The sequence below is a fragment of the Aneurinibacillus sp. REN35 genome (assembly GCF_041379945.2).
Lineage (GTDB): Bacteria > Bacillota > Bacilli > Aneurinibacillales > Aneurinibacillaceae > Aneurinibacillus.
Map to the genome: position 1 here is coordinate 504,467 of NZ_JBFTXJ020000001.1, position 23,236 is coordinate 527,702.

The window sequence follows — 23,236 nt, forward strand, 5'->3', positions numbered from 1 at the left end:
TTGCAAATGGCATGCCTTTTTTGGTACATCGGCTACACAATATAGACGTATTGTAGTTTCGGGTTTTTGTTGTTCTTCTCATTCGGGTATTCGAAGCCAAAATAGACTGAATGTGTGCCGGATTTGTAGAAGACCATGTAATCACCGTCGCTACCGTATTCTTTGACCGGCTTGCCAAGTGCTTTTTTCACCTGTTCTAGCGTGTATGTCTTCAACTGCGGATCATAGGATGTGATCATACTGACTGTTTTAGCCGGTTCATCAATGCTGAACATAACCCCTTTCTTTTTATAGAAAAGAAAACCCGTATCCTGTTCTTCCGGCTTTCCCCATTGTGAGAGAATGGTGTTCTCCTTTGCGCCGAGAGCGAATTCACTATTGGTGACTTTGCCTGCAGCCGCACGATTCATAACCTGCTGCAGAAGGGTTTCTTGTTTGGTTTGTTTAAGCTCGATATAGCGGACGATTTTGTCACTGTCATCATATACATAAGCCAGCGTATAGCTGCCTGCCTGATAGATGGCTTGGATGAGGTTTTCATCCGGAATGCGATTCTCCTGAACCGGTGCGCCCAGTTCCTTTTTCACTTGCGTAATGTAAATCATCTGGAATTTAGGATGATCGGAAGAAATAAAGGTCACCTGTTGGCTGTTTGGATCAAGTAGGAACGTGACAGAATGCTGTTGATAGGTTAGAGATGTGTCGCTGCTTTCGGCATCCGGTTTGCCCCATTGTTTGATAATGGTTTCCTTTTTCGTTCCAAGACCGAAATCGTAAAAGAAGACCTTGCCCAGTTTGGCTTCTTGATAGATTTCGCTTGCCAGCGTTATTTTTTCGCTTTGTTGTGCGCCATTTGCCCCTTGTTTAGGCGATTGTGTATCAATGCTTGTTTGATCAGCAGATGGTGCTTCCTTTTGCACCGGATTGCTTGGCGCAGCTTCATTCTGCGGCGGATCGACGACAGGCTCCGTGCTTGCTTGCTGATCAACTGTAGTAGGTGCAGCGGCAGGTTCTGCAGCGGGTTGACAGGCTGGCAGGAAAAGCATCGCTGCTAACAGGGCGGCTGGCATGCTGTTTTTTCTCAACATGGGTATAAAACTCCCTTCGTTTGTTGTTCTTCTTTTAGCATTACTTTGTTTTCCCGCTAACAGGGATGGCTTGATTGAAATATTCTTCTAGTGTAATGCCGCGGCGGACAATTTCCTTTGCCGCCTCTTTACCGACGTAGCGGATGTGCCATGGTTCATAGGAGTAGCCCGTGATTGCTTCTTTCTCTTTAGGGTAGCGGAGAATAAAGCCGAATCGGTGCGCATTTTTGGCTAACCATTTCCCTTCCTTGGTTTTTCCGAGACGCTGCTCCAATGCATAGCCGACGCTGGCGCTTGAGATATCCATGGCCAGGCCAGTTTGGTGTTCGCTTTGACCTGGGTATGCGCTTGTACGGTTGGCGGCTGCTTCGCCTTTTTGCTTGGCGTTCCGAGTGAAAATAGCCTTCTGGGTTGCATAGGATCGATAGCCTGAGACGGCTTTCAAGTCAATTTTTTCTCGCTTAGCCTGTGCGAACAACTCTTCAAGTGCGCGGGCGGCCGAGCGGCGAAGCTGTTTTTTTGGATGGTTCCCGGCAAAGGAAAAAGGCACATTCGGTACAACGAGGTCGGCGGGTTCATAATTTTCCGGCAGGTTCCGTTTTTTATTAACGAGAACCATCACGCTTGCTGCATTCGTGACGATGATTTTATCTGAAGAGGAATGGGTTGCTTGCTTTGCCGGTTTTGTATGTTGCTCTGTATTCCTTGAAGAAACAGTGGAAGAAGCTGGCTTATTCTCCGGTTTTGGCTGTAGTGTTTTCGCTTGTTGCTGCTCGCTTGAAGCCGGTGTCGACTGTGCTGACGCTGTCAGTGGAGTTTGAGCTTCGTTCGCGTTTTGACTGGTTGCAGCGGGCGGTGTAGACTCTGGGATGGCCTGACATGCTGATAGCATGAGAGCAGGCAGGAGAAGCATGGCAGGCCATTTTTTCTTGTATCGCATAAAATAGTCTCCTTCACTCGTTGTTCTAGGGCAGCATGCAGTACCCTCTCTTTCTATGTATGCAGACGTACGATGTGCAAAATAAGTTCCGATTCATAAGGAAAAACGTTCCTATTTCCTATTAGCTAACTAGCTATAAGTAAGAGGCGGCTTTCTTACTATAGGAAGGTAAATTCTAATACTTAGTTTATCTAGAAAAACAAACGTATGAAACGGTTTGCATGTCGGTGTATGTGTAGATAGAAGTGACACTCAACACGCGTCTGGTGCCGGGTTTATCTCCTTATGATGTTATGGAGCAGATCAAAAAGGTCATTGATGATCCAAGTATAGAAGTGAAGCTTGCTACGGACATGAGTGAAGAGGAAGCAAAATACGCTTGTTCAAGTAGCGCAAAAACAAAAAAAGTGAGGGTTATACAATAGATAGAAGAAGGGGCTGTCCCATAAGTGATGGGCAGCCCCTTTCGTTGTTGTCTTATCGTTCATCGATAGCGTCGTCGAAACGGCACTCTTCAAGAGGAATAACCTTTGTCTTTTTCACTTTTTTATAGCCAAGCCACAGCAGAAGAAATAGCGGCAGACCGATATAGGAGACCAAGACACCGTTCCAATCGATCTGATCTCCCATGAATGCTGTGTAATTCTGTCCGAGAATGACGATCATACAGAGTACAAAAGCAAAAATCGGGCCGAATGGGAACCATTTGGCACGGTAGGGCAGATCACGCAAGTCCCGCCCCTGTACAACGTATGCACGACGGAAGCGATAATGGCTGATGGCGATGCCAAGCCAAGCGATAAAGCCGGACATTCCCGAGGCATTCAGCAGCCAAGTATATACAACTCCGTCTCCGAAGAAGGAAGCAAGGAATGCTACCATACCGACAGCGGTAGTCGCCAATAATGCATAGACCGGAACGCCGCGACGATTGAGATGACTGAATAGCTTCGGCGCTTTGCCTTCCTTGGCCAGCACATAAAGGATGCGGGTGGAGGCATACATACCTGAGTTCCCGGCAGAGAGAACGGAAGTCAGAATTACCGCATTCATTACAGAAGCGGCAAAAGCCAATCCTGCTTTTTCAAAAATAATTGTAAACGGACTTTTTGCGATGGTCTCGATATCGCTGCTGACCAGGCTTGGATGCGTGTACGGCAGCAGCAATCCGATCATGAAGATGGCGAGAACATAAAACAGGAGGATACGCCAGAATACCTGCCGGATCGCTTTTGGAACATTCTCCTTTGGATTGTCGCTCTCACCGGCAGCAACCCCGAGCAATTCCGTTCCCTGAAAGGAGAAGCCGGCTGCCATAAAAATACCCAGCAATGCCATGAAGCCGCCATTGAACGGCGCGTTATCGACAGTAAAATTCGAGAAGCCGACCGCTTCACCGCCCATAATCCCAAATACCATCAAGAGACCGATTCCGATAAAAATAATAACCGTAACAACTTTAATAAGAGCAAACCAATACTCGGATTCACCATAGGCCTGCACGGACAGATAATTCAGGCCGAACATAAGAAGCAGGAATAGTGCGCTCCATAAAAATGAGGAGCTATCCGGAAACCAGAACTTGATCAGCAGCGTACTTGCCGCCAGTTCGGCTGCAATTGTAATCGACCAGTTATACCAATAATTCCAGCCGAGTGCGAAGCCAAGCGATGGATCAACAAAACGGGACGCGTACGTACTAAAAGAGCCGGGTACCGGCATGTACGTAGCCAGCTCGCCTAAGCTGGTCATGAGAAAATATACCATAATGCCAATGGCGACATAGGCTACCAGCGCTCCGCCCGGTCCCGCCGTACTGATGGCACCTCCACTGGCAAGAAACAACCCGGTTCCGATCGATCCGCCAAGAGAGATCATAGTGAGGTGGCGCGCTTTCAGTCCGCGCTTCAACTGCCGCTCAGAAGAATGCGAGGCATTCGGGGTAGACTCTGCCACGGTTTGTTGCGATACATTGTCTTGCACGTAGAAACACTCCTTCTGTAAAGATGAATAAAGGGGAAGGAAAGGAGTGGGAAATATAAAAAAATACCGCCAAGGAATTGTCGGCGGTATTTCTAAATAACCCGCATCATACCTTCCATGAAGATAGCACACCACGTTTGCCCGGAAAGCAAACATGACAGTCCCGTTCCTGTTCGATAACGGACCCAACCGATGTACTCGAAGAAGTACACCAGCTTCGGCGGCTGTTCCTTTCCGGGGATTTCACAGGCAATCTTCGTGCCTCCTGCCCCGTACTGATAACAGTCGCGACCTCTACCTCACCGTTGATGATGAGGATTGTCGTGTATTTATTTTGAAAACAATGTGTTAAGTATATAAAAGATTAGGTGATTAATCAACAAGTTTTATTTTTCTATCAATTTACTTTTATGCGGCATGCCTCTCATTGTGCTGTGCCTTTACGCCGCGAATGCGGTCTGTAATATATCCGATAAGCACACCGGCCAACGCCGGAAGCACCCATCCGAAACCTTCCTTGTACAGCGGAAGAAAAGTGAAGGCGCTAGACAATTTACCGGCAAAGAATAATGTGTTACAAGTATCCAGTATGCTAAAAAGTCCTACAAGTACAACAGATACTGGATAGATAGACGGCGCATTGGCGATATAGCGATGCGTCAGCGCGAGCAGAATAAGTGTAATCGCTATTGGATATAAAATACCTAGAACAGGAACCGATACGCTGAGGATCTGTGTCAGTCCGAGGTTAGCGATACCAAAGCTTACAACCGTAAGTACTGTAGCCCACATGCGATAGGATAGCCGGGGGAATACAGAAGCGAAGAATTGGCTGCAGGATGTGATGAGTCCGATGGATACACATAAGCAGGCAATCGTAAACGTAAGGCCAAGCAGCAGTGTGCCGCCTGCTCCGAACAGATGATTCATCATTAACGTTAGAATTTGAGCGCCATTCTCAGCTTCTCCGGCGTTTGGAGTGACTGCTCCAAGGTATCCGAGAACCAGATAAATGACGGAGAGCAATAGCCCGGCTCCAAGTCCTGCATACATCATCGCCCGTGATAGCGCGCGTCCTTCCTGTACACCGCTTGCCTTCAAGGTATTGGCAATTACGATGCCAAAAGCCAGTGCGGCGAGTGCATCCATTGTCAGATAGCCATCAAGGAATCCTTGAAAAGCAGGAATCGAGCCATAGTTTCCTTTAGGGGTCGACAGCGTATCCATCGGCGTTAGAAAGCTTTTGACAAAAATCAGTGCAATAAGAGTAAGCAGAAGCGGCGTAAGCAGCTTGCTGAAGCGGTCGATCAACTTCGACGGAGATAAGCTGAGCCAATAGACCAGGCCGAAGAAGACGAGTGTATAGAGTGCCATTGACAGCGTACCTGTCTTAAGAGCTTCCGGCAAAAAAGGCGCGGCTCCCATCTCGTAAGCCAAGCTTCCGGCGCGTGGGATGGCTAATCCAGGACCGATCGATACGTAGATAAGAAACGGAAATAAGAAGGCGAAGGATGAGTGAACCCGCCCGGTAAGCGTACGAAAACCACCGGCTTTAGCAACAGCCATTACGCCAAGGATCGGAAGCCCCGCTGCTGAGAGAACAAAACCGGCAAGAGAAAACGCGAGGTGATCACCTGCGGATTGGCCGAGGAACGGTGGGAAAATTAAGTTTCCCGCTCCAAAAAACATGGAAAAGAGCATGAAACTTACTAACAGAATGTCTTTTTTTGATACGTGCGTCATAACAAATTCTCCTTCTCGTGGTGCGTATATAATTGAGTAAAATAAATATACCGATGTGCCGTATGCGGCAGGAAAGACTTGACATTTATTTTTGTTTCTGCGTAGACAGATATGAAAGGCATTGTACCAATTTCGTATCCAAAAAACTAGTTGATTTCCTAAATTCGAAATAGTAGATGTAGTTAACGGTTTCATCGCACGTCTTTGGAACCAGGAAAATGATAAAATGGCAGAAAAACGTATGGTTTGATACAATGCAACGAGATAGCGGATGGACGTACAGGCGGCTTCAGATTCGCAGGAGGGTGTATGTTCCGTTATATGGTATTTTATAAGGAAGAAGAAGGTGGACATGACTTTACGTTTGTAGAGGCAGACAGCTTGACGCAGGCGGTAGAAGAAGCGTATGCAAGCCTGCCGCAGCAGGTCGTCATTACAGACATTGGTCAAGTTGGCTGTGGAAGGTCATAGAGTAAAGGGGTAGGTGGAAGTAACGCCTGCCCTTTTTTATGCGAATGCACATACATTATGCGAATCTACATAATGGATAGTGTTTGTAGTCAGCAGATTATATGTAAGACTTCCTATTTAATCGACTGATTAGATTAAATATTTGAAATAAATAGAAGTATAAGTCTATTTTGGCATAAAACTTGCTTTTTAAATTAAAGTGTGACAACAGGTAGAGGCAATTGCAGAAAAGGAACGAGAAGGGGGATTGCAATGGCAGACGAAACAGCTAACCGGACAAAAAGAGACACATCTTCAAGCACAGAATTTTCCCGCACACTAACGTTATTTCCGCTCGTTGTGCTGGGGCTTGCTTATATGGCCCCTATGACGGTGTTCTCTACGTATGGGGTTGCTGCGCAGGCGACGCATGGCATGGTGCCTGCCGCTTATGTTACAGCACTTGCAGCGATGCTGTTTACCGCTTACAGTTATGGGCGCATGGTGAAAGTCTATCCATCAGCCGGATCTGCGTATACGTATACGCAAAAGACGATCAGCCCACATCTCGGTTTTCTTGTAGGCTGGTCGGTGCTAATGGATTATTTGTTTTTGCCTATGATTAACTTTTTGCTTGCTGGAGCCTTTTTACATGCCGCTTTTCCTGTTATTCCGGCCTGGGTGTGGACGCTGGTCTTTATTGCAGCCATTACGGTGGTCAATGTATTTGGCATTCGGTTAGCTGCTCGGCTCAACCTTGTTTTGATCTCGTTTCAGTTTCTTGTCACCATTATTTTTCTCTCGCTGTCGATACGCGGACTAACGCAAGGCATGGGAGCAGGTACTTTGTTCTCTGCCCTTCCGTTTTATGATCCGGACGTGTCCTATTCGTTTGTGCTTGCTGGAGCCTCGATACTCTGCCTGTCGTTTCTAGGTTTTGATGCGGTCACAACGTTATCCGAAGAGACGGTGGAGCCAAAGAAAACTGTGCCTAAAGCAATTTTTCTTATCGCGCTGATTGGTGGGCTGTTGTTTACTTTCGTTTCCTACATCACGCAGCTGATTTATCCGAATTTTACCTCATTTAAGGTGGTGGATTCTGCTGCATTTGAAATTGCTCAGTATATTGGCGGGTCGCTGTTTGCAGCGATTTTTCTAGCCGGGATGATTACATCCTGTGTGGCTTCTGGTTTGGCTTCGCATGCGAGTGCCGCACGCTTGCTCTATGCGATGGGACGGGAACGGGTTCTTCCTGCAAAAGTATTTGGCTTCATTCATCCACGGCTGCAAACACCGCTCAATAATGTGCTGTTAATTGGCGTGTTCTCTCTCTCGGCGCTCGTAATGGATTTGGTCACAGCTGCTTCATTCGTCAACTTCGGCGCACTGGTTGCCTTTACCTTTGTGAATGCATCGGTTATTTTTCATTATTACATTCGTGAGAGGCGGCGCAGCATGGGAGGGTTTATCTTATATCTGCTGCTCCCGCTCATCGGTGTCGGATTTAACATCTGGCTGTGGAGTAATTTGGATCGTAACTCGTTGATGCTTGGTGGGCTGTGGGTTGCTGCCGGTCTTGTATACTTGCTCATCTTGACAAAAGGCCTAAAAAAGCAGCCGCCGCAGTTTCACTTTGAAGAAATAGAAGAAGGGGCTGATCATACACGGACACAGATTTCATAAAATATATCAATCATCTAAGGAGGGCATAGCATGAAGCCAAGCGGTTTTGTATTTCACGAAGATTATGTAAAGCACGATACAGGCACTCAAACGTATACACTGCCCAATAAAGAGACCGTTCAAGTCGGTCTGGAGTTCGAGAACCACTATCGTGTTCGTTATATTAAAGACATGCTTGAGAAGAGTGGTTTGCTTGCACAGATGGAAGCGTTCACGCCAAAGCCAGCGAGTGAGGAAGATTTGCTGCGTGTCCATACGCCAAGCCATATTGCACATGTGCGTGAGGTTGCACAAAAGGGACTTCGCGTCTTCGGACCGGAAGCATACGGCTGCCCGGTCTCAGAGGAGATTGCCCGGCTGTCGGCAGGCGGTGCACTAAAGGCGGTTGATATTGCGATGGGAGCAGAGCCGGGACTTTCGCAGGCCTATGCGCTGATTCGTCCGCCGGGACACCATGCATCTAGCGATCAGGCGATGGGTTTTTGCCTGTATAATAACGTGGCGATAGCCGCTCGCTACGCGCAGGATAAGTATGGACTAAGCCGGGTTGCGATTGTTGATTGGGATGTACATCATGGTAATGGAACGCAGGATATTTTCTATGAAGATGAGAGCGTTCTCTTCATCTCCCTGCATGAAGCGGAGTATTTCCCGGTGGATACCGGCGCTGCCGAAGAGGTCGGTGCAGGTGCTGGGACTGGATATAATGTTAATATTGCGCTTCCTTCTGCGACCGGAGAGGAAGGCTATCGGCACGCATTCGAGCATATTGTTCTCCCGGTGCTGCGTGAATATAAGCCGGAGCTTCTGCTTGTCTCAGCCGGTCAGGACCCGAATGGGCTTGATCCGCTGTCCCGCATGATGGTCATGCGTCCCGGCTTCCGCTATATGGCAAAGGTGCTGCGGGAGACCGCCGAAGAAGTATGCGGCGGACGCATCGCTGTTCTGCAGGAGGGCGGCTATAGTCTTCCGTATTTGCCCATAGCCACACTTGGTGTGATCGAAGGATTGCTGGATGTTGAGACACACATCGAAGATCCGCATGTCATTCCTGCGCGTCCGCTTACGGAAGAGGCGAAGAATGCTGTATCAGCGAGCGCTGCCGCACAAGCGGCCTACTGGAACTGCCTGCGGGATACAATGCAGGTGAAATCATAAGCGATACAGAGAGTGGATCGGAGGGTATGACATGAATACCAAGGTAACGATCGGATTGATTCAAGCTGCATGCGGAGAAGACAGAGAGGCGAATGTGGAGGCTGCCATATCTTCTGTACGGGAAGCAGCCGTCCGTGGAGCGCAGATCATCTGCCTGCAAGAGTTATTTGATGCCCAGTATTTTCCCCAGACGGTTGATGTTAAGGGCTATGAACTAGCTGAGCCAATCGGTAGCGAGACGCTGCAGCGGATGGGGCGCTTAGCACAAGAGCTTGCGGTTGTGCTGATTGTACCGGTCTATGAAAAGGCGGCCCGCGGCTTGTATTTTAATAGTGCGGTAGTATTTGATGCGGATGGAACGTATTTGGGAACAACACGAAAAAATCATATTCCTGACGGCCCGCAGTATCATGAGAAGTATTATTTTGTTCCGGGCAATACAGGCTATCCGGTATACAAAACCCGCTATGGAACGATTGGAATCGGCATTTGCTGGGATGAATGGTTTCCTGAGGTAGCGCGAATTCTGGCGCTGCAAGGAGCCGAGATTTTGTTCTATCCGTCCGCGATTGGCTCTGAGCCCGACCATCCTGAATTCTCAACCCGTCATATTTGGGAGAAGGCGATCTCGGCCCACAGCATTGCCAACGGCGTATTTGTGGCCGCTGTAAACCGGGTCGGTATTGAGAGGGAGATGACATTTTACGGCGGAAGCTTCATCAGCAATCCGCTCGGTGAGATTATGCAGTCACTGGACGCTGACCAAGGAATTCTGCTGCAGGAAGTAAACTTAGCAGAGATTGACTTTGCCCGTAACCTGCTTCAGTTCCTGCGCGACCGACGACCCGATACATATGGTTTGCTGCAACAGCAGGAATCTATCCCCGTCCGCTGTTCACCTGCCAGTCGAATAATGGAGAGGAATTAAAGAGAAAACCCGGTTCAGCCGTCTAAGCTGATACCGGGTTTTGTTGTGTGATACAATAAAAATGAACAACACGTCTTCTATTTATACGATCACTTGATTTCTCAAGGTTTTCTTCAACTCTTTTTTGAGGCGTGGATCGACAGTTTTAGCATCCATAATCTGTCCGTATGCCCGGCGCAAGGCTGGCCAGTAAAAGGCGTTATTGCGCTCAGGTTCCGTCTCCAAAAATTCGATGTAATGCTTAACTGCTTGGTCGGTGAGCGGTTTTTTCAGCATTTCATCTGTGACGTATACCATCTTTCTTTTTTGTTCATCTCTGTACGCGACATATGAGAAACCGACAATGATACTGAACATTAAAAGTATGCATAGGAACTGCATCATCGCTTCTTACCTCTTCTTTCATCTTGACATGATCTTTGTATTAGCCATGCCACAGCATAGCAGAAAATATACGTTTTTGCACGCTAAATTTCATTATTTAACAAAATCTTCAAGAATACGTTATCGTGGGAAGTGTGGTAAATCCATTATGTTTATACCCAAGAGCCATTTTACTCAGACAGCCATTCGAAAACGAGTCAAAACTCAGAAGATTTCGCCTGAGCAGGCAGCCGTGCGCTTACGTTCGCTACAGGCACAGTTTGTACGGATTGGAGATAACGTGCGGATGAAGCGCTGCGAGGAATTGCTGCAGAAGGCGGAGAGCGCGGAGTTCACCATTGCTTTTTGCGGGCATTTCTCAGCAGGCAAATCAACGATGATCAATGAGTTGATGGGCGAAGACCTGCTGCCGACCAATCCGATTCCAACCAGCGCCAATGTGGTGAAAGTAAAGACGGGGCCTGCATATGCTGCCGTGACATTCAAAGGACAGGGGAGCAAGGTATTTCCTTATCCGTATGATCATAAAGAGATTCAAGCATATTGTACGGACGGTGATCAGGTGAATCGTGTTGAGATTTCCCATCCGAATGACCAGCTTCCAAAAGGGGTGGCGATTCTTGATACACCTGGCATTGACTCTACAGAAGATGCGCACCGTGTAGCCGCTGAATCCATGCTGCATACAGCAGATATTGTATTGTATATGACCGACTATAATCACGTACAGTCCCGGTTGAATGGCGAATTTATTGCTATGTTGCAGGAAAGAATGAAGCCCACATGGCTTTTGGTCAACCAAATTGATAAGCATGTGGCATTCGAAGTGGATTTTGCTGCGTTTGCCGACAGGATCACCACAGCGTTTGCAGGACGAGGCATCGCTACAAATGAACTTTTTTTCACAACCGTTCGTGAACCCAAGCATCCGCATAACGATCTGTCGCGTTTGAAAGAGCGTCTTGCCAGCGCGATTGCCGAGGCGCCTGTTAGAATCGTAGACACCGTGCTTACGGAGGCGCATCTGCTTGTGCGTGACCATCTTGCCTGGCGCGAGGCCGCCAGACAGGAGGAAATCGACGGATACAAGATGACGCTTGGGGATGATCGCTTCTCGGATGAGGAACGACTTGCTCGTGAGCAGGCGGAGACAGCCGCACGGGAACAGGCGCTAACCGATGAGATAGAGCGCTTCGAACAGGAATTCTGGGCTCAATTTGACCAGTTGTTTGCGAATGCAAATCTAATGCCATATCATACGCGTGAGCTGGCTCGTTCGTTCGTCGAATCCCAGCAGTTGAGCTTTCGTGTCGGACGACTGTTTTCAAACCGGCGGACCAAGGAGGAACGTGCGCGGCGCCTGACCCGTTTTCATAAGGAGGTAAGTGAGAATGCGGCGACATATATTGATATTCATTTAAAGAAGCTGCTGCTTGATCATTTGCTGCGCTTTGAGATTGAAGAGGAGCATCTGCGTCGCTCGGTTTATGAGATGCAGGTTCCACTTACGGAGGAGCTGCTGCTTAGCGTTATAAATCGCGGTGCATTGTTCAGTACGGAATATATGGTCCGCTACGGCTCTTTTGTGATTGAGGCGATACGTAAGCAATATGCTGAATCGACAAAGCAGCTGATAGCGGAAGTGGTACGGTATTTGCAAAAGCATCAGCAACAGAAAAAAGAGAGACTGGCCAATAAACGATGGGAGCTGGAAGAGAAACGGGCAGCGCTGCAGGCGCTTCGCTCTATTGAAGCTGGACAATGGCGTGCCTATGAGGAGCTGCTTCATGTCCTTGCCGGAGCAGAAGAGACAGAAGAAGGGCCAACCTCCGGAGAAATGAAGGAACAGGGGAAAGCCCGTGCCTTTCAAGCGTCTGAACAGGCGTCGCGGACATCTCGGGTGCTGCCGCGCGTACATATTGGACGTGTGCAGGAGAAGCGGCATACGAAACGGACACCACATAAAGATATGCGAGCCCATGTACATCAAGCAATAAAGGCCCTTAAAGCAAGCGCGCAAACGCTGCATCCCCTTCCTGGATTTCAGCGGATGGCAGAAGACATGCAGGAACGTGCGCGGCGCATGGATGGACAGCAATATACGATTGCATTATTCGGGGCTTTCAGTGCCGGCAAATCCTCATTTGCGAATGCGTTGTTAGGTGACAGTGTACTCCCCGTCTCGCCGCATCCAACCACTGCCGCGATTAATCATGTGCTGCCGCCGACAGCTGAACATCCGCACGGTACTGTTCTTGTTGTATGTAAAGATGAAGCACAAATCCTAAACGATATGAATCAAGCGCTTGAAATTGCGGAGCAGCAGGTACGTTCGATAGAAGAACTCGGCGTGCTGCTTGATGCGCATGAACAATACATACAGCAGGCAAAAGAAGCGGAGCAAGAGGAGGATTCGGTAGAGGGAGAGGGCGCAGAGAATGAGGACGAGGAGCTGCGCGACCCGTTGGAGTTGCTTCGGGACGAACAGCTCTACTTTCTCCAGGCAGTATATCGTGGCTGGCCGCAGATGCATGAAGGATTAGGCACGGAGCGAGCGGTCACACTCGATGAGCTGTCGCCGTTTGTAACTATAGAAGAGCAGGCATGTTTTGTAGAGCGGGTGCTGCTGTATTATGATAGTCCGCTGACGCGTCAAGGCGTTATCCTTATCGATACACCAGGTGCAGGGTCCATGAATGCCCGTCATACGGACGTGGCGTTCAGCCATATTAAGCATGCGGATGCGGTCGTGTTCGTGACATACTATAATCATGCCTTTTCGCGTGCTGACCGTGAGTTTCTTATTCAGTTGGGCCGCGTAAAAGAATACTTTGCCAAAGACAAGATGTTTTTCATTATCAATGCCTCTGATTTGGCTGCGACGGAGGAAGAGGTTAACGGAGTGCTTGCCCATGTGGAACGCAACCTGCTAGCCTGCGGTATCCGAAATGCCCGACTCTATCCTGTATCCAGCCAGATTGGCATGCTCTCAGCACGTCAGGCGCAAGGGGTATTAACCGATGAAGAGGAAGTGTTGTATCGGAAGCTGACAGGCGTCGCTCCTGACGCTGCATTGCTTGCACCTGAGGCCGGCCGATTTTTCTCAGGTGTATCACTGTTTGAAGAGGATTTCCGCTCCTTTGTGGCTGATGAGCTGGTAGCCGCGGCAGCAGGAGCAGCGTATGAAGAGGTAGGACGCGCTCTTCGTATGCTTGGCTCTTGGCGCAGTGAGGCGAAAGCGGAAGAGAGGGAGCGTATCTACAGAGAAGAGCAGACACGCCGGGCTTATGACAAGACCCGAGCAGCGATAGAAGCTGTAGACACCGATATTGAACGAGGGCTGATCGCACAGGAGATTGAAGAGCTGACCTATTATGTGAAACAGCGGGTATTTTATCGGTACTTCGATGAATTTAAATTAATCTTTAACGTTCCGGCATTTTCAGATAAGACGCAAAGCATGGAAACGCTGTTGCGCCGGTACACAAATGAGATGATTCGGTTTGTGGCATTTGATTTGGCGCAGGAGATGCGGGCGACGTCGCTGCGCATGGAGACGTTTCTTACCCATACGCTTGCGGGCATTCATCGGCGCGTGGAGCGGGAGGTTGGACGTCATGATGAAGGGCTTGTTTTTTCTTCCTATACCACATGGGATGTTGCTTCTCCATCCTTTGCACCAGGTCTGCACGAATGGAATGCGACAACGTTTGCAGACTTGTTAGCGCCATACAAAGACCGTACGACATTCTTCACCGAGGATGGCGTCGTGAAGTTGCGTGATGAGTTAGAGGCGCGGCTTCGTGAGCCAGTTAGCGCGTACGTTACTGCATGTGAGCAGCAAATGAAAGAAGTCTATCTTCCCTTATTTGATAAGGAAATAACCCGGATGCATAAAGAATGGGAAAGGCTGGTGCACGAATACTTCGAAGGCAAGCTCTCCGTATTGGCGGAAGCAGGAGATGCCCGTGCGCTTGATGAAGCATATGAGGCAGTGCGCAAGCATTATGGGAGTCAAAACACATAAATACTGTACAAATATTGTCTAATTCGCTATACTAAAGGGGAATAAAGTATGTCCCCTTTTAGCCATTCTATCGTGGTAGTTAGTGTGGCTTGGTGATCGCCCCGGATTCGGGGCTTTTTTTGTGCGCGCAAAATGATAGGAGGAAGAGGTGAGAGGATGCAAACGATGATAGAAATATGGGGGAGTATGCTTGCTCTGGTATGGACGGTATTGGCTGTTCTTGCCCTGCCCGGCTTGCTGCGTATTCCAAGGCTGCCGGATGCTGTCGAGAAAAGAGAGGAAGGCCCATTGATCTCGGTAATTCTTGCTGCTAGGAACGAAGAAGACAAAATTGAGCAAACACTCTTATCTTTACTAGAAAATAATTATGTAAACTTTGAAATCGTTGCTGTAGATGATCGATCTGATGATTGCACCGGTGAAATAATGGAGAAGGTGTGTCAAAAGTCTCCACGGCTTACTGTGATCCATGTTACGGATCTGCCGAGCGGATGGCTGGGCAAAAATTATGCCCTCTACCTTGGCGCGCAGCAGGCGCGGGGCAAGTGGCTGCTGTTTACAGATGGCGACGTATGGTTTGCATCGGATGCGTTGTCCCGGGCTGTCTATTATGCCGAGAAGCATGATGCTGATCATTTGGTCATACCTCCGCGTATGAAGTTGAGGGGATATTGGCTGATGGGGCTTGTCGCGTTCTTTATTTTTAATCTTACGCTCTTTTTTCGTCCGCAAAATGCCATCAATCCACGCTCCCAAGCACATATGGGGGTAGGAGCATTTAATATGCTGCGGCGTGATGTATATGAAGCAGTTGGAACGCATCAGGCGCTTGCGCTTCGTCCTGATGATGATTTACGGTTAGGACGATTGGTAAAAGAAAAGGGGTTTCGTCAGCATTTCATCCCAGCCCGTCACTTTGCTGAGGTGGAATGGTATCCGACGCTTACAGAAATGGCACATGGGCTTGAGAAAAATGCATTGGCCCCATTTCGCTATTCCATCCCTCTGCTTCTTTTTGGCATGCTTCCTTTGTTCCTATTGTATGTCTCCCCGTTTGTTGCGCCGTTCGCTACAGAAGGGGGACTGCGGCTGATATACTTGTATTGTTTGGGAGTGATGTTTGCTCTGTACGTGCTCACTGGCGTATTCACGCAGCTGCCTGTCCACCATTTTCTTACACTTCCGGTTTCGGTTCTGTTGTTTATTTATATGCTCGTTCGGGCAGCGTTGCTTGCCTGGCGTCGCGGAGGGATTCATTGGCGCGGTACGTTTTATTCGCTTAAAGAGCTGCGCAAACAGCGGTAATCTAACCATAGAGCCAGAGCATCTCTTCGTCAGCCATCGAAGGAATGTGCTGGCTTTTTTTGGCATCGATATTGCATATATCTAATGAGTAGCAGCAGAATACTAGGAGGGATAGCGTGTCTGTCGGAAAGAAAGTCATTATGGCTGATGTATCGTTATTAGGAATTGCTCTTGCGTGGGGGTATACATTTGTTTTGACAAAGGATTTATTGAATGAAACATCTCCGTTGTTCCTTACGGGAGCACGATTTCTTCTCGCCGCATTACTTCTTTTATGTTTTAAGTATAATGCCTTAAAAAAGGCAGGCTGGAACGTCTGGAAAAGAGGCATACAGTGCGGGATTCCACTATGGGCCGGCTTTGCGCTGCAGACAGTGGGAATTGCGCATACAACACCGGGCAAGGCAGGCGTACTTACCGGCACGGTAGTCATTATCGTTCCGCTGCTTTCTTTTATTATCATGAGATCTGCTGTACCCAAAGGGGCTGTTATCGGAAGCTTGCTGACATTCTGTGGTCTGGCGCTGCTTTCGTGGGACGGAGGTACACTGTACATGAGCGGCGGGGATTTGCTGGTTCTCTTATGTGCCGTATGTTTTGCCATCCATATTTTATTGGTGGATCGTATATACAAGCAGAAGGAGTCGTTTGATGATCTGATTTTTATTATGATTCAGCTTCTCGTCGTAGGTGTCATCAGCTTACCGCTTGCCTTTTGGTTTGAGCCGCTTCCGCAATTGCTGAGTGCGTATGGCTGGTTTGCCTTCGGATTTGATCTATTGATTGGCACGCTGCTGGCCTATATTGTCCAGATCAAGGCGCAGCAGTATTCACCACCTGCCCACGTGAGCCTGCTGCTTTCACTGGAATCCTTTTTTGCCTTTCTATTTTCATGGCTGCTGTGGGGTGAGGTGATTACCAGCTCGATTATCATCGGTATTTTTCTTATTCTGTTTGGCATCCTTGTTACGGAGGCGTCTAGTATTTTTCGTCCACTAAAGGAAACGTCTGCAGGAAAAGAGGCAGACATCAGATAATTGTCTTTTGCCTTGGAGTGGCGTAACATTGATAGATATAGGATGTGTCATGGCGGCAGTGGAATCGCAAATTGCAAAATTATCGCTAAAAAGTGTTGACTCTGAGGGCTGAATGTTGTGTAATGGTGTTACCAAAATACGGAAGGGTGAATAGAGTACATGATTCAATAATCCTGACTTACGAAAACAATCGTGATAGATAATATGAATAGGCTCAGCAGGCTTATCTCTTCTGTTATACCTGCCTGTCTTCTTTTCTATTATTTATAGCGAACGTTTCTCTGAGGTAGGATTATGATGATGTACATTACATAGAGGTAAAGATAGGCCGCTGCATGAAGAAAATAAAGCGCCTTCTTTCGTCTATAGTTACGTCGCCTCCTGCCTCGGAAATGAGCGTAGGAGGCTTTTTTGTGTGAGCATGAACAAAATACAAGTGAGGGGGATGTAACATGAGTTTCCATATGAAAGAATACAGCGTGCCAACGTCTGATTCGGGACCTTATGGTATTGCTGTAACACGGGATGGAACAGTATGGTTTACCCAACACAAGGCGAACAAAATTGGCTGTATAACCGAGAAGGATGAAGTGAGAGAATTTGATATTCCGACACCGAATGCTAGAGTGCTGTGTTTAGCTGCTTCATCAACCGGTGATATTTGGTTTACGGAAAATAACGCTAATCAAATAGGGAAACTGACAAAGTCAGGTGATATTTTGGAGTATCCGCTTCCTCAAGTAGACTCTGCTCCTTATGGAATAGCCGAGGGGGCAAACGGAGAGATCTGGTTTACAGAAATGAATGGCAATCGCATAGGTAGATTGACTAGCGAAGGGGCGATTGAAGAATATGAACTGCCAACGAAAGCTTCCTATCCTGCCTATATTGCGCTAGGTTCAGATGGGGCGATGTGGTTTACACAAAATCAAAATAACATGATCGGGCGAATTACAGCAACGGGAGAGCTGACACAATATCCTTTGCCTACGAGGGGAGCGGCCCCTGTCGGTATTACCGGCGGACAGGATGGTGCGCTTTGGTTTGTGGAGATCGCGGGAAATAAGGTCGGGCGCATTGCTGCTTCCGGTGAGATTGAGGAGTACGAGATTCCAACGCCGAATGCTCGTCCTCATGCGATCGCAGCCGGAGCAGAAGGGGAACTTTGGTTTACAGAATGGGGAGGAAATAAAGTCGGGCGGCTTTCAGCCGATCGTGTGATCACTGAATATACAATCCCAATAGAAAATGCGGAACCGCATGGTATTGTATGTGACGCAGAGGGAGCGATATGGATTGCTTTAGAATGCAATAAAATTGCTCGGATACAGATACACAATCCAAGAGAAATGTAAACTATGCAGAACGGGGCTTTCTCATGAGGAATGGGTCAGCCCTGTTTGATTGAAAATTACACGTTCAAAAAACAGTAGTTGCAGAATTTTATGGTCTATCAGGTGATGAGTTCTGGGATGATAATTAGGAAGTAATTATTTTTATTATATATTGTACACACGGTACATGTATATGCTAATATTCAAATATACATTTGAATATTTGAAAAAAGGGTGTGTCGTATGAACAACGTATGGAACCGAATCATTTATAAAGCGTGGTCTCCTTTTTATGACCGCATTTTTAATCAAGGAGTATTTTTACATGCGCGGCGCAGCGTGTTTGAGCCGATCATGTTTCCTCCGGGAAGCAAGGTTCTGTTTGTCGGGGTGGGAACAGGCGCGGATTTGCTGCTGCTAGACAAAACAAACATCAGCATCACAGCGACAGATATTTCTTTGAGTATGCTTAGCAAAGCCAAAGAAAAAGTGAAGCAGCATCCGTCTATCTCCTTTTTGGAGATGGACGCACAGCAGCTTCACTTTGAAGATGGGACATTTGATTTTGTGATCGCATCATTGATTCTTTCGGTAGTCCCTGATGCAAATCGATGCATGCAGGAGATGATCCGAGTCGTTAAACCGAGCGGGAACATCATTATTTTTGATAAGTTTATGCCAGAGAGTGGGCGCATCTCTTTTGTGAAGCGATTGATGATACCGATAGTCAGGCTATTAGGAACAGACATTTCACGCAGCTTTGAAGCGATAAGCAGTCCCCATGCAGACAAGGTAGTGATCAAGGAAGATACCCCGATTCTCTTCAAAGGCATGTATCGAAAAATTGTCTGTGAACGCCTAGCTGATGCTCCACTTCTTATTCACGATTTGCGAGCATAGAGACACAGGAATTTTCGCTATGCTTCGCTTTGGCAGTAGTAGATTCAGTGGCTCCGTCTTTTGTGATATCTTTCTCACAAAACTGGTCGAGACTGCCATGTAGTTTCCTTTTACCATAATAGTAGGTTACCGTTGGCTCATCCTTAAATATAACCATATAGTGTGTATGATAATAATCCTTATTGATTGACATTTTGGGTGCGATCGTATGTTGTTCAAGTATCGCTTCTGGATTATGTCCCATGTTGTGTAAATGTTTTACTGTCTCTTGTTTTATAAAATAATTCATCCAGGGAATTCCATGGTTTAGTATATAGATCAAAGCAAAGGGAGAGAGAAGAATCATTCCTAATATGAAAAACAAAATAACCTTCCAACCGCGTCTTTTCATTGTTTGCTCCTCTGGTTTGGTTCTGTACCCTCATTGTAAAGTAGAATGCGAGAAGGATAAAGAGTATAATATCCTCATTTTTACAGGTAAACATTGTAATTATTAATTTTCTGAATATAATTAATATTATTCTCTTTGCATGATTTACCATGAGACGTGCATACCATAAATAACTGGAACATTTCGGAAAGGGGATCACGCATGAAGCGAAAGGTAGTAACCGCAATGACAATTGCAGCCGTGACCGTATCAACTTTATCTGTACCGTTTCTTCCGCTGCGTTCAAGCATCATATATGCGGCTGAAGCCACACAGAATGGACGAGCACCCGAGTATAAGACGCGCGCAGAGATTCCGGCGCAGTACAAGTGGAAGCTTGAGAATATCTATGCGAATCGAGCAGCCTGGGAAGGGGATCTTGCGAAGCTGACCCAACTGGCGAACAATTTTTCGAAGCATCAGGGAAAGCTGAGGCAATCAGAGGACGCATTGTTGAAAGCGCTGCATGATCTAAGCGAATTGCTGCGACTTCGTGACAAGGTATACGTCTACGCTTCGATGGGCTTTGATGTGAATTCGGCTAATTCGTCATTAAAAGAAGTGCTGGACAAGGCGGAAGGGGCGAGTGCGCTGACGGGAGAGAAGACTGCCTGGTTTACCCCGGAGCTGCTTACCATTCCACAGGAGAAGATAAAAGGGTATCTGGCAAAACAGGAGTTCGCTCCTTACAAAGTGTTCATAGAAGATGTGGAGCGAACCAAGCCCCATACGTTACATAAAGATATGGAAGAACTTCTGGCCCAATTCTCGCCGCTGGGACAAAATCCGGAGAGTGTATACTCTGCGCTCAGCAAGGATGTTACATTCCCAAAAATTAAAGACGAATCAGGCAAAGAGGTGCAGTTGACCCGCGCTAATTTTGTTTCCTATATGGAAAGTAAGGACCGCAATGTCCGTAAAGCCGCTTTTGACGCCTATTATAAAGCGCTAGAAGGATTCCAAGATACATTTGCGCAGACGCTCGCCGGTCAGGTGAAATCGAACAATACATACGCAAAAGCGCGCAAGTATAAGAGCGCATTAGAAGCAAGCTTAACGCCCAACAATGTACCGCCTCAGGTGTATGAGCAATTAGTTGCCAGTGTCAATAAGGGATTGCCGCAGCTGCATCGATATATGGAATTAAAAAAGAAAATGCTTGGAGTAAGTGAGCTGCATATGTATGACATCTATACACCGATCGTCAAAGCGGATCATTCGTATATTTCATATGAAGATGCCAAGAAGCGTGTCATCGAAGGATTGAAGCCAATGGGAGGGGAATACGGAAGCGTGTTATCATCTGCATTCAAGAACGGATGGATCGACGTGTATTCAACGGATGATAAGCGTTCCGGTGCCTATCAATCCGGCGCGTACGATACGCATCCGTATGTGCTTTTGAACTATCAGGGAACAAATGATGATGTATTTACGCTTGCGCATGAACTTGGGCATGCGATGCATACGTATTATACGAACAAAAGCCAGCCTTATATGACATCTAACTATCCGATTTTCACAGCGGAGGTGGCGTCTACGCTGAATGAAGCGTTGTTGTTTGACAGCCTGTATGCAAAGGCGAAGACCAAGCAGGAGAAGATGTATTTGCTCAATCAGCGCTTAGAGAATTTCCGTACGACGCTGTTCCGTCAGACACAATTCGCTGAATTCGAGAGATTGATTCATGAGAAAGAGCAGGCAGGCGAATCTCTCAATGCGGAAGCGCTTAAGAAAATGTACTTTGATATCAACAAAAAATATTATGGCAAAGCGTTAGCTGATGATGAGGGAATTGCCATGGAATGGGCTCGCATTCCGCATTTTTATTACAATTTCTACGTATATCAGTATGCGACAAGCTTCGCGGCATCCGCCTCGCTTGCTGAACAAGTGCAGGGCCACGGTCAGCCAGCTGTAAAGCGGATTCAAGAGAAGTTCCTCTCGGCAGGGAATTCCGCAGCGCCAATCGATGTATTAAAAGCGGCAGGGGTTGATGTATCCACATCAAAGCCGGTCGATGATGCGATAAAAGTATTTGAAGAAACACTAAATGAATTGGAGAAGCTGGTAAACGAAAAATAATGAAGGAATTTACAGTGGACCCTCCGTGCCTTGTGTGCGGTGTGGTCCGTTTTTTTGCTATACTATGAATAGAATATATCACCAGAGTTTAGGAAAGGATGGAAGTCCGTGAAAAACATTGCAGCCCTGCTTGTACTATTTGCGCTTGTCGGTGGCGTGCTGTATGGTACGATGGGCAAAAAGGAAACAGATGAACAGACACCACCGACGGCTGCATCCAGCGGAGAGGTTAGCGCAGAAAAAGCAGAACCCGCTGCAAAAGTCGGAGTAAAAAAGGGCAATCTGGCACCGGATTTTACGTTGGATACGTTAGACGGCAAGACAATACGTCTCTCGGAGCTGCGAGGTAAGACCGTCATTATGAATATATGGGCGACATGGTGTCCGCCATGCCGGAAGGAGATTCCAGATATGGTGGCGTTCTATGAGAAGGCAAAGGGTGAGCAGGTGGAGATTTTAGCTGTGAATCTGACAGAAACAGAAAGCAGTATACCCAATGTCAAGCGCTTTGTGGAAGGGATGGAGATGCAATTCCCAATATTATTGGACAAAAAATCAAAAGTCGCCAATCTGTATGAAGCGACGGTTGTACCGACCAGCATCATCATTGATAAGGATGGGATCATCCAAGACATCGTGACCGGACCGATGACCCAAGCCATGATGAAGGAGCTTGTCGCAAAATCAAAGTAATACATATCCCATCTTCTCACGATGGCAGGACTTCGTGAGAAGATGGGATTTTTATTTGGGATGAGCCGATAGCTACTAACAAAAAGATAGTGTGAAAAGGAAAAAGCTGATATGCTTAGGAGAATAAAGTAAAAGAGAGAAGAGGAGATGGGCGGGGTGTGGAAGTTCTATCTGCTGCTTTTATGCACGAGTGTGCTATGGGCGGGGAATTTTGTTGCCGGAAAGTTTCTTGTGGGTCATGCGTCGCCGCTTGTGCTGACCGATATGCGTTGGATTGCGGCTATTATTTGCTTGATACCGATCGTATGGTGGAAAGATAAGAAGCTTTTGCCGGCGCGTCAGGCGCTTGGATCGTTGATCTGGATGGGATTTACGGGTATTGTTCTATTTAATTTATTTATGTTTCTTGCGCTTGAACGTACAACAGCCGATAATGTCGGGCTTTTATCTGCACTCAATCCGGTGGCGATTGCCATCGTTTCGTTTTTTTTGCTGAAGGAGAGGATGTCAGGGCGTCAGATTATTGGCATGCTCGTATCCTTGCTTGGTGTTGTGGTTGTAATTTCGCATGGGGATATTGGTCGTATCCTGCGGTTTCATCTTAATGTGGGTGATGTATACATGATTTGTGCGGTGGCGAGCTGGGGTTTTTACTCAGTGGCTGGACGGCGGGCGATGCAATACGTATCTCCGTACATGTCTACGCTATGGGCCGGTATATTTGGTGTGATGATGCTGATTCCCTTCACCGCCACATCGTTTACAATTGTGAACCCGGACCCCGCTTTTTGGATTGCGACCGTGTATGCGAGTGTCGGGGCGACAGTGCTTGCGATGCTGTTCTGGAATATTGGCGTGCAACGGGTGGGAGGAACGAAGTCAGGCGTCTTCCTGAACTTTAACCCGATCTTTACCGCCATGCTATCCTTCTGGCTGCTTGGTGAGGTGATGACGGCAGTGCAGTATGCCGGAGCCGTTTTGGTGATTTGCGGCGTCTACTTGTTTACTGCGCCGTCACGCAAAGTCAAGCCAAGGGCGTCAACAGAGCCTGTGAAAGCAGAGGTGTAG

General features: G+C 47.4%; 19 protein-coding genes and 1 riboswitch. Of the genes, 13 read left to right on the top strand and 6 right to left on the bottom strand.

What is annotated here, in order from left to right:
* Positions 1-32: 32 nt before the first annotated feature.
* Together AB3351_RS02440 and AB3351_RS02445 are read right to left on the bottom strand one after the other, a co-directional pair.
* Positions 33-1,088, bottom strand: coding sequence for a DUF4309 domain-containing protein (locus AB3351_RS02440; RefSeq protein ID WP_371145520.1), 1,056 nt, complete (start codon positions 1,086-1,088; stop codon positions 33-35).
* Between the two features lie 40 nt (positions 1,089-1,128).
* Entirely contained in the window at positions 1,129-2,028 is a 900-nt protein-coding gene (locus AB3351_RS02445) for a M15 family metallopeptidase (RefSeq protein ID WP_371145521.1), read from the bottom strand.
* A 245-nt stretch (positions 2,029-2,273) separates the two neighbouring features.
* Here AB3351_RS02445 and AB3351_RS02450 point away from each other — a divergent pair, with 245 nt between their 5' ends.
* Positions 2,274-2,453, top strand: a complete 180-nt coding sequence (locus tag AB3351_RS02450) for a hypothetical protein (RefSeq protein WP_371145522.1) — start codon at positions 2,274-2,276, stop codon at positions 2,451-2,453.
* A gap of 52 nt (positions 2,454-2,505) precedes the next feature.
* Here the strand turns inward: AB3351_RS02450 and AB3351_RS02455 are convergent, their stop codons facing one another.
* Both AB3351_RS02455 and brnQ read right to left on the bottom strand, forming a co-directional pair.
* Entirely contained in the window at positions 2,506-3,984 is a 1,479-nt protein-coding gene (locus AB3351_RS02455) for an amino acid permease (protein WP_371145677.1), read from the bottom strand.
* Between the two features lie 143 nt (positions 3,985-4,127).
* Positions 4,128-4,316, bottom strand: a riboswitch (Lysine riboswitch).
* Positions 4,317-4,419: 103 nt separating this feature from the next.
* The gene (gene brnQ, locus AB3351_RS02460; protein WP_371145523.1) at positions 4,420-5,754 is read right to left on the bottom strand and encodes a branched-chain amino acid transport system II carrier protein; all 1,335 of its coding nucleotides are present in this window, start codon (positions 5,752-5,754) and stop codon (positions 4,420-4,422) included.
* Positions 5,755-6,063: 309 nt separating this feature from the next.
* Here brnQ and AB3351_RS02465 point away from each other — a divergent pair, with 309 nt between their 5' ends.
* From AB3351_RS02465 to AB3351_RS02480, 4 genes are all read left to right on the top strand, one after another.
* On the top strand, positions 6,064-6,225 hold the full coding sequence (locus AB3351_RS02465) for a hypothetical protein (protein WP_371145524.1): 162 nt from the start codon (positions 6,064-6,066) through the stop codon (positions 6,223-6,225).
* A 252-nt stretch (positions 6,226-6,477) separates the two neighbouring features.
* Positions 6,478-7,887 (top strand): APC family permease, encoded by a 1,410-nt coding sequence (locus AB3351_RS02470; RefSeq protein WP_371145525.1) that lies wholly within the window; start codon positions 6,478-6,480, stop codon positions 7,885-7,887.
* A 30-nt stretch (positions 7,888-7,917) separates the two neighbouring features.
* On the top strand, positions 7,918-9,045 hold the full coding sequence (locus tag AB3351_RS02475; protein ID WP_371145526.1) for a class II histone deacetylase: 1,128 nt from the start codon (positions 7,918-7,920) through the stop codon (positions 9,043-9,045).
* Between the two features lie 31 nt (positions 9,046-9,076).
* Positions 9,077-9,973: a carbon-nitrogen hydrolase gene (locus tag AB3351_RS02480; RefSeq protein WP_371145527.1), complete on the top strand. Its 897-nt coding sequence runs from the start codon at positions 9,077-9,079 to the stop codon at positions 9,971-9,973.
* 81 nt (positions 9,974-10,054) lie between these two features.
* Here AB3351_RS02480 and AB3351_RS02485 read toward each other — a convergent pair whose 3' ends face one another.
* Positions 10,055-10,357 (bottom strand): hypothetical protein, encoded by a 303-nt coding sequence (locus tag AB3351_RS02485; RefSeq protein WP_371145528.1) that lies wholly within the window; start codon positions 10,355-10,357, stop codon positions 10,055-10,057.
* A 148-nt stretch (positions 10,358-10,505) separates the two neighbouring features.
* Here AB3351_RS02485 and AB3351_RS02490 point away from each other — a divergent pair, with 148 nt between their 5' ends.
* From AB3351_RS02490 to AB3351_RS02510, 5 genes are all read left to right on the top strand, one after another.
* Complete coding sequence (locus AB3351_RS02490; protein ID WP_371145529.1) at positions 10,506-14,384, top strand: dynamin family protein; 3,879 nt, start codon at positions 10,506-10,508, stop codon at positions 14,382-14,384.
* 156 nt (positions 14,385-14,540) lie between these two features.
* A complete protein-coding gene (locus AB3351_RS02495; RefSeq protein WP_371145530.1) occupies positions 14,541-15,689 on the top strand; it encodes a glycosyltransferase family 2 protein in 1,149 nt (382 codons plus the stop codon).
* 116 nt (positions 15,690-15,805) lie between these two features.
* On the top strand, positions 15,806-16,726 hold the full coding sequence (locus AB3351_RS02500) for a DMT family transporter (protein WP_371145531.1): 921 nt from the start codon (positions 15,806-15,808) through the stop codon (positions 16,724-16,726).
* A gap of 452 nt (positions 16,727-17,178) precedes the next feature.
* The gene (locus tag AB3351_RS02505; RefSeq protein ID WP_371145532.1) at positions 17,179-18,081 is read left to right on the top strand and encodes a Vgb family protein; all 903 of its coding nucleotides are present in this window, start codon (positions 17,179-17,181) and stop codon (positions 18,079-18,081) included.
* 222 nt (positions 18,082-18,303) lie between these two features.
* On the top strand, positions 18,304-18,960 hold the full coding sequence (locus AB3351_RS02510; protein WP_371145533.1) for a class I SAM-dependent methyltransferase: 657 nt from the start codon (positions 18,304-18,306) through the stop codon (positions 18,958-18,960).
* On the opposite strand, the gene AB3351_RS02515 is transcribed toward AB3351_RS02510, so the two are convergent.
* Entirely contained in the window at positions 18,938-19,351 is a 414-nt protein-coding gene (locus tag AB3351_RS02515) for a DUF3139 domain-containing protein (RefSeq protein WP_371145534.1), read from the bottom strand. The two genes, AB3351_RS02510 and AB3351_RS02515, sit on opposite strands and share 23 nt — an antisense overlap.
* A 201-nt stretch (positions 19,352-19,552) precedes the next feature.
* On the opposite strand from AB3351_RS02515, the gene pepF reads away from it, so the two are divergent.
* The 3 genes from pepF (at position 19,553) to AB3351_RS02530 (ending at position 23,236) form a co-directional block, all read left to right on the top strand.
* Positions 19,553-21,475 (top strand): oligoendopeptidase F, encoded by a 1,923-nt coding sequence (pepF, locus tag AB3351_RS02520; RefSeq protein ID WP_371145535.1) that lies wholly within the window; start codon positions 19,553-19,555, stop codon positions 21,473-21,475.
* 108 nt (positions 21,476-21,583) lie between these two features.
* Positions 21,584-22,168: a redoxin domain-containing protein gene (locus AB3351_RS02525; RefSeq protein WP_371145536.1), complete on the top strand. Its 585-nt coding sequence runs from the start codon at positions 21,584-21,586 to the stop codon at positions 22,166-22,168.
* A 156-nt stretch (positions 22,169-22,324) separates the two neighbouring features.
* A complete protein-coding gene (locus tag AB3351_RS02530) occupies positions 22,325-23,236 on the top strand; it encodes a DMT family transporter (protein ID WP_371145537.1) in 912 nt (303 codons plus the stop codon).